Here is a 15,182-nt window from a genome sequence, read left to right as displayed (position 1 = left end):
AGTCAGATTATAAAATTTCTAAAGGGTGTCTCCGGACGCCCTTTTTTACATCTGTCATTGACCATTCCCTTCTAGAACTCCGATATCGTTCAAGACAAATCAAAACTTACTCCTATCTTACTAATATCGTTGATAAAGTGCGTAAAACCTCACTGCTTGAATTTATAAAAAACACCAGTCACAATCTATAGTCATATCAATACCCTTGCATACCTCTAGTCAATATTATTGTTCGTCCTGTACACCTATAGAATACGGACGAGACATGAAACACCTCTTATTTGCAATATTTAGCCTTAGCCTATCAATATCCGCTTCTGCCGCAGTTTGTAATCAACATCTCGTTAAAGGAACACCCAACAACAGCGACCAAGTCCTATGTAGAGATGGTTATGCCGCCGGCTATAATTACCAAAACAAGGTTTCCAATTGGGTTGCTTATCACATCACAAAAGAAAGTGTGAATGCTTTCTATAAACGCTCTAATAGTTTTCGTACTGATAAAGAATTACCTATCGCTTTTCGCGCAACCAGCAGTGACTATTCAAAATCAGGGTATGACCGAGGACACTTAGCACCGTCTGGTACCATGGACTTCTCTCAAGTCGCTATGCAGCAGAGCTTTTTGATGTCGAATATGGCGCCACAACTACCAGGGTTTAATCGCGGTGGATGGAAAGGACTCGAAGAAAAAGTACGTGAATGGGCTAACACCTACAACGAGCTTTATGTTGTATCTGGCCCTATTTGGGATGGTAATGAAACGTATATTGGTAACGGTGTCTATATTCCACATCGCTTCTATAAGGTAATTCTCGACCCTACTGACAACGATGCAATCGCATTTATTCTTCCACACCGTAAAATCTCATCCTCAGAATTACCCTCTTTCATTACAACTGTCGATGAAGTTGAACAAGTAACGCAACTCGATTTCTTCAGTGCACTGCCAGATAGTATTGAAAATGACATTGAAGCCCAAACATGGAATATGTGGTAATTCGTGACTCATGACAAACAGAGATAAATTTAACCACGCAAGCTAATCCAGACCCATAAGGCAGCCATGCTGCCTTTTTTCAGCATTAGCATTCCATACTGATTGCAAGATCCTGACTCACTTCGCTAGTTACTTATCAAGTAAAAGACTTATCTCTAAGAATAAATATTTAGGTAGATGCCATAATACCTTAGTTGCTCCCCCATTATTTGTTACTATAAAGACAGTAAAGTAATTCATCCCAGCAGGGAAAAATAATGAGTAATAACAATCATCAACCAACCATGCTTTGGTTAGATTACGAAACGTTTGGTGCGACCCCATCGATAGATCGCCCTTCTCAATTTGCAGCAATTCGTACCGACATGGACCTCAATATTATTGGGGAACCTTTGGTCATCTACTGTAAGCCACCAAGCGATTATCTCCCTTCACCTGAAGCATGCTTAATCACTGGTATTACGCCACAAGAGGCAATGGAGAAAGGCTTACCAGAGCATGAGTTTATCGCCAAAATTCATGATGAGCTTTCCAAACCAAATACTTGTGTGATTGGTTACAACAACGTGCGCTTTGATGATGAAGTGAGCCGTTATACTCTTTATCGTAATTTCTTCGACCCATATGCATGGAGCTGGAAGAACGGTAACTCGCGCTGGGATCTGCTCGATATCATGCGCACGTGCTACGCACTTCGTCCTGAAGGTGTAAACTGGCCGACCAATGATGAAGGCTTCCCGAGCTTTAAACTGGAACACCTTTCTGTTGCGAATGGCATTGAACACGCTAATGCACACGATGCAATGGCTGATGTATACGCCACCATTGAGTTGGCAAAGATCCTCAAGAAAAATCAGCCTAAGTTATTTAGCTACCTATTCGATTTACGTAATAAACGTAAGCTACAAGAACTTATCGACATTATTAATTTAACGCCGTTAGTGCATGTATCAGGTATGTTTGGCTCTGAGTGCGGTAATACCAGCTGGATTGTTCCAATGGAATGGCACCCAGACAACAAGAACGCGGTTATTACAGTAAACCTCGCCAAAGACCCAACGCCGCTGATTGAGCTTGATGCGGAGACTCTACGTCAACGTTTGTACACTAAACGCAGCGATCTAGGTCCCGATGAGCTCCCAGTGCCAGTGAAGCTGGTTCACCTAAATAAGTGCCCAGTGCTTGCCCCTGCTAAAACATTGAAAGCTGATGATGCAGAGCGTTTGGGTATTGATCGTGAGCTTTGCTTGAAACACCTTCAGATACTTAAAGCTCACCCAGAAGTGCGTGAAAAGTTAGTTGAAATATTCAGTGTTGATCGTGAATTTGAACCTCATGATAACGTGGATACCAAGTTATATGATGGCTTCTTCTCTCATGCCGATCGTGCCTCTATGGATATTATCCGTGAAATGGATCCACTTGAGCTCGTCGATTTTGAACCTCAAGTTGCCGATGCGCGAATTAAGCCTTTGTTGTTCCGTTATCGTGCCCGTAATTTCCCGCTAACACTAACGCCGCAAGAGCAAATGCGTTGGAAGCACCACTGCCAAGACTACTTTGAAACACACTTGCCGTCTTATATCGAAAATTTGGATAATGTGGCAATGGAACACCAGGAAGACGAAAAGAAAATGGCTATCCTGAAAAAAGTGTATGACTATGTCATCCAGCTAGCCTAACTTAACGGCAGTAAAAAAACATAACTTCCCGCATTAAGCTCTTCACAAGCAAGACTTTCTTATACACCCTGATAACGTTAGCTTTCAGGGTGTTTTTAATAAGACAGTTTCCGCCCTTCAAAAGTTGAAGGAATCCCTCTTGGCAGTCACACTTACTTTAGCGAACAAGCATCGGTTTGATGCCTGTTCACCTTATAGCAATCTGAATAAGTAAGTATTCGGTCATTGCGCTGAACAGTCACCAGAACAAGGAATAGATTTCAGTTAGCGGAGCGATGCTATCTACAAAATCTATATCGTCGTTATCAGTGACTTTAACCAGCCCAAATGATCAGTTACTTATTTAAATTGATATTACATAGCCATATCAATATCACGCGCACTAAGGATGACCGGTTACGCTTGATATACACTCTGGCTTAATGGCATTAAGTGGTAGCTATGACAACAAAAGCCCTGACGCGCTGTTATCGTTTCCCCAGCGTAGATTTTGAACCCGACTTGCGAATTTTAGTGTGGCAGGATGGGTCTGAGACTTTATTAACGGTGCATGAGTCACGCTTACTGGAAGCGTTATGCTATTGCGCTGGTGAGGTGGTTAACCCTCAAGCGTTATACAGAAAAACGTTTATTCAACTCGACAGTTACGAAGAAAACAATCAAAGCAACTTCGATCTGAATGCGTTGTTAGTATCGCTTAACCACAAACTCAGTTATCAAGATCAACCCGCCATTGCTATTGAAGTGGTTACCAACCATGGTTTTAGAGTGCCGCTACCCAGTAAAACCTGTCGGCTGGTTCATACTTTTAAACAATCAGGATTTACGCAATTTAAAAACGAAGCAGTGGAACAAGAGGAGGACAATCAAGAATCCGCGACTGAACATATCGTAAAGCACAGCATGCTACACAAAATCTCAGTACTGTTACTGGCAGCAGCGGGAGTGGCGTTGTTCTTTCTCGCTGACAGTATTTTATTGCAATAGCTCTGAACCACCGCCTATAGCAATGCTTTTGGCTATTCTGTTTTGTAATTAACAGAAAGTAAGCGTTAAAATTGGCGGCATATCCCCCTGTCAGACCAAATTCACCCCGCACTTAACCCCTCAAATAAGTGTGGCGTAGGTCACACTTATTTTGTATGATAAATCCATCAAGCAATAGCATTACTTCTGGCATCGCATAAAAGCATGAGTTATCTACGCTCCTTCAGCATCATTCTCGTCTGCCTTTTCTTGGGTAAAGGTATCCAAGCATTACTTGGGCTTGCTATACCCGGTAGTATCCTAGGCATGCTTATTCTCTTTGGTTTACTGTCTGCTGGCCTAATACGCTCTCATTGGGTGCAATCAGGTTGCCATCTCTTAATTCGTCATATGGCGCTGCTATTTGTGCCTGTAGGTGTTGGCCTCATGGATCACTTTGCTTTATTAAGTGCCAATAGCCTTCCTATTTTGCTCAGTACCATTGGCAGCAGCTTAGTCGTCTTTCTTGTTATCGGTATTGCAGCGCACCATAAGGAAAAGCAATGATTTGGTTAATCACGACCTTAGTGGTCTTTTATATTGCTCGTCTTATTTCAAAACGACTTCAGCATCCCATCGTCAACCCATTACTTATTTGCTTAATTATTATTATCCCTTTGCTCATGTGGCTAAATGTGCCTTATGAAACTTATTTTGAACAAAATAAATGGCTCAATGCACTACTAGAACCTGCGGTTGTCGCACTTGCCTTCCCGCTCTATGAGCAACTGTCACAAATCCGTGCAAAGTGGAAAACCATTTTTACTGTTTGCTTTATTGGCAGTGTGCTTTCTATGGTAACCGGTGCTGGTATTGCGTTTGCGCTAGGTGCAAATGTCGAGTTAGTAGCAAGCATCTTACCTAAATCTGTAACGACACCCATTGCTATGGCTGTGGCAGAACAAATTGGTGGTGTACCCGCTATTGCAGCCATTATGGTGATCATTGCGGGCTTATTTGGTGCTGTCTTGGGCTACCCACTATTTAAGCTGGCTGGCATTAAAGCACCGATAGCAAAAGGATTAACCATGGGGACGGTTTCTCATGCACTTGGTACTGCAAAAGCTGCTGAAGAAAATTATCAAGAAGGTGCTTTTAGTTCACTTGCTTTGGTGATCTGTGGCGTCATGACGTCAATACTGGCCCCTGTGCTTTTCCCTCTCATTGCAGCCTTATTTGGTTATTAATGCCAATACCGTTAGTTAATATGGATGCTTTGGTAATTAATGGGGTTGGTATCGTTATGTGCAAGTAATCGAATACAAAACTAATTCATTGAAAAATAAGGATATCGAATTAGCCCCTTTGTGTGACCTCACTCTCAGTTATGTAATGGGTGAAACAAGATAAATAACAACGTGATCATGATCACACTATTATTCTTTTGACCTGTCTACAATATTTCTCCATACACAAGACGGAGAAATCCACCATGCACACTAAAGTAATGGATGCTTTAGGTTCTTTACCGGCTGATCTTGCAACTGCAATCAAGCCTATGCTGGAAGATGGCAATTTCGATGCTACCATCAGTGCAGAGCAATTCGACAACTTACTCAGCCAAACTCATATGACTGACAGCGAATTGCGCGTTGCGCTGCTTCCTCTTGCAGCCACGTATTCTGTGTCTCCCCTTTCTCATTTTTGTGTAGGTGCAGTAGTTCGAGGCAACTCAGGTCGCCTATACTTCGGCGGCAATATGGAATTTGTCGGCGCTGCACTTTCGCAAACGGTCCACGCAGAACAATCTGCGATTAGCCACGCTTGGGTTAAAGGCGAAACTGGTGTTAAAGATATCACCATCAACTACAGCCCATGCGGTCACTGCCGTCAATTCATGAATGAACTGAGCACAGCAGACACCATTAAGGTTCAGTTACCTGAGCGTGAAGAAAAGACCCTACAACAATATTTACCAGAATCGTTTGGCCCAAGCGATCTCGGTATCACTGAAAGACTCTTAACTGAAATCAATCATGGTCTTGGTGTTGATGAAGAGAGCGAACTGGTTCAAGCCGCTTGCCAAGCCGCTAACCGTGCTCACGCGCCTTATACCAAAAACTTCAGTGGCGTTGCTTTAAAAACGGATGACGGTCGTATTTTCGTTGGCATGTATGCTGAAAATGCCGCATTCAATCCAAGCCTACCACCGCTCCAAGTGGCACTTATCAATATGAATATGGCAGGTTACGAATTAAGCCGTATCATTGAAGCCGCACTTGTTGAGCAAAGTAGCAGCATTAGTCACCTTGCTGATACGCAAAATACACTTGAAGCACTCAACCCAGATATCCCATTAACTTATAGTGCGCTATAAGTTGTACACACCAGCCATTAGGCTAATTGTGTAACCGTAGAAAAAGCGATGTCCATATATTGGCATCGCTTTTTTCATTTATGCTTGGTGATATAAGTGCACAAGCGTATGATTCTGTAAATTATTCACACTATTCATCAGACAGCCTCTTACTCATGTCTCAACACCATAATCCAATCCAAGGCGCGAGCTGGATGCTCACCGCAGGCTTAGCATTTGCCATTGTTAATAGCCTAGCTCAAGTACTGAGCGTGAAGCTTCACTTACCTTCGACTACCGTTGCTTTTATTCAATACTTCATTGCGCTTATTGCGATGCTACCTTGGCTTCGATCCTTAGGACTCCGCCAAGCCTTGCGCACGCAACATTTCGGCTTACACTGTATCCGCGTATTTCTCTCTGTTATCGGTATTCAACTTTGGTTATGGGCGTTGGCTTATCCCGTTCCTATTTGGCAAGGTATTGCCCTACTGATGACCTCGCCATTATTCGCAACAATCGGCTCAGGGATTTTCTTACGTGAACGTGTGGGGGCTGCTCGTTGGTTTGCCACCCTTGCGGGCTTTGTTGGCGCAATGATCATCCTAGAACCATGGGGGAATGACTTTAACTGGGCGACGTTATTACCCGTTGGCGCCGCATTCTTTTGGGCGAGTTATTCATTAATGGTGAAAAAAATGTCAGCGTACGATTCACCAACCACCATGGTTGTGTATCTGTTGCTGCTAATAACGCCTTTCAATATTTTGCTGGCTCTACCCGACTTTACGATGCCGAGTTCTGTAGAGACTTGGGGATTATTAGTGGGTGCAGGGCTATTAACAGGATTAGCACAGTGGGCAATAGCAAAAGCCTATGCGGTTGCCGACGCCTCTTTTGTACAGCCTTTTGACCATGCAAAATTACCACTCAATGTACTGGCTGGCTGGATTGTGTTTGGCTGGGTGCCACCAGGCCGATTATGGTTAGGTGCCGCAATCATTATTGCTTCCGTCGCCTTCATTACCCATTGGGAAAGTCGTAAAAAATAAGATGCTGATTAATCATCATCACTTTTGAATCAACACTAGATGGCAAAACGCCACCTCGATCGAGGTGGCGTTTTTTTATTCAGCTGACAGATTGGGTTAGAAACGGATACGAAAGCCCAATGCCGCCTCTAGATCTAAATCCACTTCTTCAACAACATACAACGACGGCCCTAGCTCACCGTATAATTCGAAACTATTGATGGGTAGCTGAAAGCCAACACCTGATCGTACACCCACTTTTTTGTTATGGTGATCAACATACTGTGCGCCAACAAAAGTGTACAAACTATCAAGCTTACGGTTGTCGGTAAGTGTGCCCATATTGAATGTTTTGTCGAATGCGACACCGAACTTTTCAACGCCCAACGAAAAACGAAGATCATCATGTTTGTACTGAATGCCAGACATCGGGCTACCTAAGAACACACCGATACCTTTAGATGCATGTGCCGAGAAAGGTACTGCAGCAATCAATGCTAAACCCACTAACAACTTTTTCATTGGTCATTTACCTATATCAATATGAATCTTGATTTGAAGCAGCCTAATAAAGTAACACTGCTAGATTGCCCACACTGTAACGACTCAGTCCGTATTTAACGAGGCCTAACCTTAAAGTCTGACAATCATTTTACAAACCTTACGGAACATTTGGCCATTCACTAATGGCTAGCCTCCTTATGCAACAGTTCTGGCGGAGGAATGAAATCTAACACGATAGGATCAAATCACGAACACGAACACGAACACGAACACGAACACGGACACGGACACGGACACGGACACGGACACGGACACGGACACGGACACGGACACGAAACCAGAATGCCCTATCACGTAGTGAAATACTGCCGTAAAGATTAGTTTATTAATTATTAGATGCCGGAATGCGAAACGAGTTGCATTTTTACACGCCATGATATGTTGAAATTAACTCAGCAATAATAAGGACTCAAATTCATGAAATACAACAACATTACGGCATCTATTCTAACTGCCCTTATTCTTACCTCATCCAGCGCTCTCGCTGTCGAAGGCGGAAAAGTTTTAGACTGGACAACCGAAAACTCAAAAGTTGAAACCAACTGTACTGGCGAACTGTTAGCAGGTAAGTGGGTTTTAACTGCTATTCACTGTGGGTGGGATGGGAAACGTCCCGTTGGCTTCTCTCCGAAATACCGAGAAGAAAATAACCTCATTGAAACAAAATCTATTCACGACTTTCCCAACGGTTACAGCATCGGTATTGATATTGGTTTATGGGAACAAACTTCGCGCGTAGATTACGATACTATCAACGTGATAACGCCAGAAAAACCTATATATGGTTCAACTGTTGGACTTAAAGGGTTTGGGGGTGGCAAGCGTGAGCTTGGTTATATTGAGCTTGAAGGGTTTAATGACCTTGATTCACCAAACAACCCTACTTTATTATTTCTTCGCGATATTGCAGGTAAAGGTAAACCAATTGGTGGGGATTCTGGTAGTGCGGTAACAGACTCTCAAAACCGTATTGCGGCCATCTTCTCTGCTGATCATGGTCTTGGTATTTACAGTGCTTCTTATATTCATGGGGCTAAAGATTTTATCACGACCACTATCAATGACTGGCATTACCCTACGCGCTTAAAAACCGTTGACGGCATTAATACCGTGACCGTTCAATCACTGCACGTTAACCCAACAGCAGATACCGCTTATACCGAAGGGGATGCCACAATTACTTCTGGTACTTGCGTGGGCGATAACACCATTGCTCCTTATGCTACCTGTACGTATGACATAACAAGTAACGGTGATGAAGGTAAGTTAATTTTGGATAACACCACTAACGCGTATGTTCTTATTAACAAAAAACCACCTGAACCACCTAAGCCAGATCCAAAACCAGATCCAAAACCAGACTCAAAACCAGTTCCCGACCCACAACCAATCCCAGATAATGGTGGTGGCGGTGGTTCATTTGGTATCTTTGCACTACTTTCTTTAGGGCTTCTTGCTTGTAAACGTCGGTAATTTAGCTTAACTCTAGGCTGTGACCCCCACGGTTACAGCCAACTTCCTATCAATTCATACTTAAACCGCCACTCATTTCTGAATTGCCCCCTTGTTATAAATTTAGATTAACTATTAATCAAGTGCTCTCCCTACCCACGCAAACGTTTGCGCAATTGTTTAAATCAGGTATGATCGTCCGCAGTTTAAATACTCACTCGTAAGGATTATCAATGTTAGGTTCAGCTACTCGCCCTGATGCAACTCGCGTTCTTCTTCTTGGCTCTGGTGAATTAGGTAAAGAAGTCGCCATTGAATGCCAGCGTTTAGGTTTAGATGTTATTGCTGTTGACCGTTATGCAGATGCACCTGCAATGCACATTGCTCACCGTAGCCACGTGATTGATATGCTAGATGCAGAAGCATTGAAACGTGTTATTGCACTTGAAAAGCCGCATTACGTGGTACCTGAAATTGAAGCGATTGCCACAGAGACTCTTGTCGAGCTTGAAGCTAAAGGCTTGAACGTTGTCCCAACGGCGAATGCAACTAAGCTAACAATGAACCGCGAAGGTATCCGTCGATTAGCGGCTGAAACACTCGATATTCCAACCTCTCCTTACGAATTTTCAGATCAATATGATGACTTTGTCGCTTCTGTTGAGCGCATTGGTACACCTTGTGTGGTGAAACCAATCATGAGTTCTTCAGGTAAAGGGCAAAGTGTTATTAAAACCCCAGCTGATATTGAATCAGCTTGGAAATATGCACAAGAAGGCGGCCGTGCGGGTGCTGGACGTGTCATCGTCGAAGGCTTTGTAGAGTTTGATTATGAAATCACGCTACTTACAGTTCGTGCATCTGATGGCGTTCACTTTTGTTCGCCAATTGGTCACCGCCAAGAAGATGGTGACTACCGTGAATCATGGCAGCCGCAGCAAATGTCAGACAAGGCACTTACAGCGGCACAAGCTGTTTCTGAAAAAGTGGTAAACGCACTGGGTGGGTATGGCCTATTTGGCGTAGAGCTATTTATCAAAGGTGATGAAGTACTATTTAGTGAAGTTTCACCTCGCCCACACGATACAGGCATGGTGACACTGATCTCACAAGAGCTGTCAGAATTCGCGCTACACGTACGTGCCTTCTTAGGTTTACCTATTCATAGTATTAACCAGTTCGGCCCATCAGCGTCTGCTGTTGTCCTTGCAGAAGGTACTTCACAAAACATTCGATTTGATAACCTAACCGCAGCGTTATCACGTCCTCAAACGCAAATACGGTTATTTGGTAAACCAGAAATTGATGGCCGTCGCCGTTTGGGTGTTGCGCTAACACGTCGTGACACGATTGAACAAGCCGTTACAGATGCCGTCGATACCGCTGCTGATGTGAAAGTAGTAATGTAAAAGTCGGATGTAAAACCGTCTGCTAATTTGCCCCTATGATGAGTTAAACGCACAATTAGTTACCCTGTAACCAGCTGTGCGTTATTTCTTAATTCATAACTATTGGGCTTAGTACGGATTAACTGTTAGCTGATCCCAATCAATACTAAAACGTACCTGAGCTTCGGTATAATGGTTTTTAGTACCGTAGTCAGACCATGTACAAGCTCCGCGGCTAAACCCTTCTTCGACCTGCTTCATACCCGCACGAACAATCATCTCCGTTTTTGGTTCTGTTCCTCGTTCAAATTCAGGTGTAAACACATATTGGAATTTAGGTTTAAAACCATAAATTAAACGCGGTAAATTTTCTTCTGGCAGTAGATTCTCGTTATAACAATCCGTGTAGTGGTAAACACCCGCCCATTTCCCATAATACTGATAATCATTGGTGTACAACTGATTAAGCGATGTCGTCCACTTAACACCTGTTCCTCGTGTGCTACCAACAGAAGGTTTCACAGCAGTAACATAGTCTTTGCTTGAATATCGGGATGTGTATGACACTCCTAACTGAGTGCTTAACGATCCTGAAAAACTCGGTGCTGAACCAGGCGTTGCGGTTGCAGTTAAGCCTATAGTCGGTGCCACTGTGGTCGTTGATACTGAAACATCTGAGGTTTCATTTTGTGGTGAATAATCATCTCCAAAAATTGGTGTTCCACCAGCCTGATAAATACTGTAGTCAAACGTTACTGGATAGTTTTGTGTAAAGCGTGCTAATAAAGGGGCATCATATGTCTGTTTAACACCAGATTTACCCGGGACATAGCCATTACCCAAGGTAACAACACGGGCTGCTTTTTTACCATTGTTAGAGTTGTAAAACAGCTCAACCAGTAATTTCATTTGTACCCTACTACCACGGAAGGCATACGGGAACAATTCAGGCTCGCTTTCAAATTTAACTTCAAAACTTTTTTTAACGTACCCCTCTAAATTCACCTCATCGATAACGATACTATCGACAACCTCATTAGCAGAAACAGATGTTGCGGTCGCAGCTGCAAGGCCCAAAATAACAGGCATTAGTATTTTATTATTCATTTTAAAATCCATTCTCTGGGAACAGTCCCAGAAACTAGCACCTTGACTAAAAAGCATCAACCAGATCAAATCCAGTACTAAATGGTATATAAGAATGAAATAATCATGCCTTCAACTACAACATAAACCAGATAAGAATCAACGAGATAATCGAAATACCACAGGCAAATACAGATAGGTATTTATATAAACAAATACCAAAAAGCGATATATTGCTCGCAAAACGCAAATAAGAATAATTATCAAAAAATTGATCTTGCTCTGATAATTTTGTCAGTAAATTGGTTTTCATGCTGATTAATTAGGCAATGTATAACATGATAGTTCCATTAAATTGTCGTCATAATCACTTTCTCATAAATGACAGATACAAAAAAAGGAGCGTAGCTGCTCCTTTCTTTATTCTTAATGGTTTGTTCTATAACGCTAATGTTGGCGTTTCAATCAACCAAGCTTCTTCAGCAAAACGTGAGATACCTTGCTTGCGTCGAGGGTGGGATTCATCTTTATCATCACGCTCTAGCAGCGTGATATTGCAGCCTTCAAATAACGCATTCACTTCCGCTTCATCGACAGAAAATGGAGGGCCATTTAGCTGCTCTTGCGGGTAGTCCAGCGTGATAAGTAATATACGGCCACCAGGCTTCGTCAGTGATAACAAACGCTCAGCGTACTGCCTACGCAGTGTTTCAGGCATAGCTATCAGTGCCGCACGATCGTAAACCACATCTGTAGGTTCAACCGGTACAGTGAAGAAGTCACCACAATGAATCTTAATTTCATCAAATTCATAAATAGCTTGGCCATTGCCCTGCTCTATCACCATTGGCGTATAGAGGTGCTCTGCAAAAAACGACCGCACTGCAATTTGGCTTAGTTCAATGCCAACAACACTGCTGTGCTTTTGTGCAAGCCAGTCCAAATCAATGGATTTGCCACACATAGGTACTAATACGCTGTCTGCGCGTGTTGCACCTAACGCTGCCCAGTATTTTAATAATAATGGGTTTGCATCATCCAAATGAAATCCAATTCGATTTTCAGCCCAACGGCTATGCCAAAATTCTGCGTCCATTTTGATTTTCTCTTAACTGACTTTATTATTTTATCTAGAGTTATCTAGCTTGTATTAACGCTAGCATACCAATCTCGACCAGTAGCACAAGATGCATGCGCTAAAAACGCAAAAAGGATGCCGAGGCATCCTTTTGGTTCAATCATACTTCGTCTATGAAGCTGGATTGAAAAATTTGGTCTTCAATTTTTCTTCATGAAAGTCATTGAATTTCTATTATGCGGTCAGCTTAAGACACGCGGAATAGCTTAATCGAGTCACGGCGCACAGTCACACCACGGAAAGTTACTGGCTCTAACAACGTCATTAGTTGCTTAGAAACGAAGAACTTACCACCGTATGAACGATCGCCACCACGGTTAACCCAATCCGCAAATTCATCTGCCAAGCTAAACATAGAGTTACCGACCAATAATACCAATACTTTAGCTACTTCACTGTCATTCTGTTTGTTGAACTCAGCGTCGCGAACTTTCTTACGGTATTCGTCAACAATTCTTTCAAGGCACTCAAATCTGCTCATATACACCACCACAAAAAAAGAGGAGCGGATACTACTGCGCGAACCCCATGAAATCAACCCATCAAGGCCAGTTCTTGCAATAAAACACGTTATTTTTTCATGTTGCTTACCTGTTTCGCTAAATATGTCATATAAATCACGTTTTGTGATCAACTTTTGCTCACAAAACCAAATAGGTGTATTTTATATATAGGTTCATGACTAGCGTAAAAACATCAGGTATACACATGAAAACGGATGCAGGGCTTATATTACTTGGCTCATTAAATATCGAGTTCAAAACCCTAACTGCGATGGTTCATATTTATTGCCGAGATCATCACCAAGGGACAACACTTTGTGCTGACTGTGATGATTTTTTGCACTATGCAGAAATGAAGCTTGATCGTTGCCCTTACGGTGAAGCAAAACCAACCTGTCGACAATGCCCAATTCACTGCTATAAAGCAGACTACAAAAACACATCACAAACGATTATGCGTTATAGCGGACCAAGGATGCTCTATAAGCACCCTATTCTCGCGATACGTCATTTATTGGCAGAAAGGCGAATTCCATCTAAGCCTGTAGCGAATGCGTCAAATCGCCACAGACGAAAGATAATTGAAGCTTGTGATCAGAAGTAAAAAAAGGTTAGTTACGGTAATAGTCGATAACCTGTACTTTGGTTGGTTCATCATCACCACTTAGGATAAGCGTAAACTGATTATTACCCTCAATTCTAACCGTTGCACCTGAAGGGCCTGTCACACTGACACCTTCAATTTTATCAAAGGCTCGTTGCCCGTCGTAAAACATATTGACGGTTATTTCATCATGACTGCTGGTGGATAACTCAAATTGGCAAATGCCTGTATCGCATTGCACATCCAACGTTTGGCTATTTACTGCCTCGATATTCTGAACATTCTTGACGGGTGTCGCAACGAGCTCACCTTCATCACTGCACGCTGTTAGCGCACCCAATGCCGATACCAACACAATCATTTTTACTATCGATTTCAAACTGCATTCCTCATTTACAAAATGCTTAGCCTAAACTTTTCGCTGAGCTCGGCGTCGCCTTTAAGTAAACGAGAGCTAGCTAGGCTTTAGGATGACGTACATCCGCTAAACACTTTGCCATTATCTGATTGTTATGATGATGTACAATATTTTGCGAACTAAGCAATTGCGGTAGTTCTATCACCAAGATGCCGACAAATATACTGTAACCTGCCCAATGGTTGGGATAGATGACAAGTATTAATATCGACAACAAAAACAGACTTAAATTCACTCCACCTCGAGCAAACTTACCTAAATAGAAATGATGAAGACCCGCAACAAAGAACCAATTAAGCACAGCAAACGTATCAGGGTCTTTCACCTGTTCAGCTTCTAGCTTGTAATATTGTTTTCTCTGCGCATCGGTTAACTGACGGATCTGTACGCGTAATGCATCTTCTTGTTGACTCAATTTTGCGTGACGTAAAATCATACTAAACTCGCTATATTTCGCTAGGCGTCATTAGGGAGTGGGTCCTGAATTTTATGAATACAGTCGGGGTCACTACAACGGCGGATACGTTTCATTCCTAGTCGAATCCCTTTCCCGACACCATAATGTTCAATCGCCTGCCGAGTGTATTCCGAGCAAGTGGGTTCAAAGTTACATTCCAAGTTAAAGTAATGCTTTGAACCACCACCCCGTTGATAACGTTCAATCATGCTTAACGCTATACGCTTAATAAGCATTACCCATTACGTCCTAACGTGACAATAACGGCTTCACGGTTCCAAAATAACCAAAAGCGTTTACGCTCAATAACCTGAAACACCAACTGCCATCCATCAGCCGCCTCTTCGTTCAATGTTGCTTCCAGCTTTTTTAATGGTAAACCACTAGAGCCTAACAACAAGGTACCGCAGCCACCTTCAACAATGTGTAATATTTTATATTCTTTAAAAGCCGTCATCATTTTCTCTCTATCTGTAACCAATCAATCAGTATAGGAATGTAAGTTAAGTAACTATTCTTAACATAATTAGTTCTTTT

General features: G+C 42.5%; 18 protein-coding genes. 10 read left to right on the top strand and 8 right to left on the bottom strand.

Annotated features, from left to right (window positions below; all coding sequences use genetic code 11):
• Positions 1–265 precede the first annotated feature (265 nt).
• The 7 genes from ASV53_RS16970 (at position 266) to ASV53_RS16940 (ending at position 7,056) form a co-directional block, all read left to right on the top strand.
• Positions 266–1,000: a DNA/RNA non-specific endonuclease gene (locus ASV53_RS16970; protein WP_094957954.1), complete on the top strand. Its 735-nt coding sequence runs from the start codon at positions 266–268 to the stop codon at positions 998–1,000.
• 257 nt (positions 1,001–1,257) lie between these two features.
• Positions 1,258–2,682: an exodeoxyribonuclease I gene (gene sbcB / locus ASV53_RS16965; protein WP_094957953.1), complete on the top strand. Its 1,425-nt coding sequence runs from the start codon at positions 1,258–1,260 to the stop codon at positions 2,680–2,682.
• A 441-nt stretch (positions 2,683–3,123) separates the two neighbouring features.
• The gene (locus tag ASV53_RS16960) at positions 3,124–3,669 is read left to right on the top strand and encodes a winged helix-turn-helix domain-containing protein (protein ID WP_094957952.1); all 546 of its coding nucleotides are present in this window, start codon (positions 3,124–3,126) and stop codon (positions 3,667–3,669) included.
• A gap of 204 nt (positions 3,670–3,873) precedes the next feature.
• Positions 3,874–4,215, top strand: a complete 342-nt coding sequence (locus tag ASV53_RS16955) for a CidA/LrgA family protein (protein ID WP_094957951.1) — start codon at positions 3,874–3,876, stop codon at positions 4,213–4,215.
• Positions 4,215–4,895, top strand: a complete 681-nt coding sequence (locus tag ASV53_RS16950; RefSeq protein WP_205049207.1) for a CidB/LrgB family autolysis modulator — start codon at positions 4,215–4,217, stop codon at positions 4,893–4,895. The genes ASV53_RS16955 and ASV53_RS16950 overlap by 1 nt, the downstream gene beginning before the upstream one ends.
• 245 nt (positions 4,896–5,140) lie before the next feature.
• Positions 5,141–6,025: a cytidine deaminase gene (gene cdd / locus ASV53_RS16945; RefSeq protein WP_062689051.1), complete on the top strand. Its 885-nt coding sequence runs from the start codon at positions 5,141–5,143 to the stop codon at positions 6,023–6,025.
• A 155-nt stretch (positions 6,026–6,180) separates the two neighbouring features.
• A complete protein-coding gene (locus ASV53_RS16940) occupies positions 6,181–7,056 on the top strand; it encodes a DMT family transporter (RefSeq protein ID WP_094957956.1) in 876 nt (291 codons plus the stop codon).
• Between the two features lie 96 nt (positions 7,057–7,152).
• Here ASV53_RS16940 and ASV53_RS16935 read toward each other — a convergent pair whose 3' ends face one another.
• Complete coding sequence (locus ASV53_RS16935) at positions 7,153–7,557, bottom strand: hypothetical protein (protein WP_094957950.1); 405 nt, start codon at positions 7,555–7,557, stop codon at positions 7,153–7,155.
• 459 nt (positions 7,558–8,016) lie between these two features.
• Here ASV53_RS16935 and ASV53_RS16930 point away from each other — a divergent pair, with 459 nt between their 5' ends.
• Positions 8,017–9,072, top strand: coding sequence for a GlyGly-CTERM sorting domain-containing protein (locus ASV53_RS16930; protein ID WP_094957949.1), 1,056 nt, complete (start codon positions 8,017–8,019; stop codon positions 9,070–9,072).
• Positions 9,073–9,284: 212 nt separating this feature from the next.
• Positions 9,285–10,460 (top strand): formate-dependent phosphoribosylglycinamide formyltransferase, encoded by a 1,176-nt coding sequence (gene purT, locus ASV53_RS16925; protein ID WP_094957948.1) that lies wholly within the window; start codon positions 9,285–9,287, stop codon positions 10,458–10,460.
• Positions 10,461–10,568: 108 nt separating this feature from the next.
• Here purT and ASV53_RS16920 read toward each other — a convergent pair whose 3' ends face one another.
• The 3 genes from ASV53_RS16920 to ASV53_RS16910 all read right to left on the bottom strand — a co-directional run bounded on the left by ASV53_RS16920 (position 10,569) and on the right by ASV53_RS16910 (position 13,144).
• Positions 10,569–11,546: a leukocidin family pore-forming toxin gene (locus tag ASV53_RS16920; RefSeq protein ID WP_094957955.1), complete on the bottom strand. Its 978-nt coding sequence runs from the start codon at positions 11,544–11,546 to the stop codon at positions 10,569–10,571.
• A gap of 418 nt (positions 11,547–11,964) precedes the next feature.
• Positions 11,965–12,621 (bottom strand): thiopurine S-methyltransferase, encoded by a 657-nt coding sequence (locus tag ASV53_RS16915; protein ID WP_094957947.1) that lies wholly within the window; start codon positions 12,619–12,621, stop codon positions 11,965–11,967.
• Between the two features lie 229 nt (positions 12,622–12,850).
• Complete coding sequence (locus tag ASV53_RS16910) at positions 12,851–13,144, bottom strand: hypothetical protein (protein ID WP_048898335.1); 294 nt, start codon at positions 13,142–13,144, stop codon at positions 12,851–12,853.
• A 227-nt stretch (positions 13,145–13,371) separates the two neighbouring features.
• Between ASV53_RS16910 and ASV53_RS16905 the strand changes: the two genes are divergently transcribed.
• A complete protein-coding gene (locus ASV53_RS16905; RefSeq protein WP_094957946.1) occupies positions 13,372–13,770 on the top strand; it encodes a nitrous oxide-stimulated promoter family protein in 399 nt (132 codons plus the stop codon).
• A gap of 7 nt (positions 13,771–13,777) precedes the next feature.
• Here the strand turns inward: ASV53_RS16905 and ASV53_RS16900 are convergent, their stop codons facing one another.
• From ASV53_RS16900 to ASV53_RS16885, 4 genes are all read right to left on the bottom strand, one after another.
• On the bottom strand, positions 13,778–14,149 hold the full coding sequence (locus ASV53_RS16900; RefSeq protein ID WP_141226266.1) for a spore gernimation protein: 372 nt from the start codon (positions 14,147–14,149) through the stop codon (positions 13,778–13,780).
• A 79-nt stretch (positions 14,150–14,228) separates the two neighbouring features.
• Positions 14,229–14,624 (bottom strand): hypothetical protein, encoded by a 396-nt coding sequence (locus tag ASV53_RS16895; protein WP_062689060.1) that lies wholly within the window; start codon positions 14,622–14,624, stop codon positions 14,229–14,231.
• 20 nt (positions 14,625–14,644) lie between these two features.
• Positions 14,645–14,881, bottom strand: a complete 237-nt coding sequence (gene yidD / locus ASV53_RS16890) for a membrane protein insertion efficiency factor YidD (protein ID WP_062689062.1) — start codon at positions 14,879–14,881, stop codon at positions 14,645–14,647.
• Complete coding sequence (locus tag ASV53_RS16885) at positions 14,881–15,105, bottom strand: DUF4177 domain-containing protein (protein WP_239928830.1); 225 nt, start codon at positions 15,103–15,105, stop codon at positions 14,881–14,883. Before ASV53_RS16885 ends, yidD begins: the two co-directional genes overlap by 1 nt.
• Between the last annotated feature and the right edge of the window lie 77 nt (positions 15,106–15,182).

Source organism: Photobacterium sanguinicancri, from assembly GCF_002265265.1.
Lineage (GTDB): Bacteria > Pseudomonadota > Gammaproteobacteria > Enterobacterales > Vibrionaceae > Photobacterium > Photobacterium sanguinicancri.
This window is presented reverse-complemented; position numbering and strand designations above follow the sequence as displayed.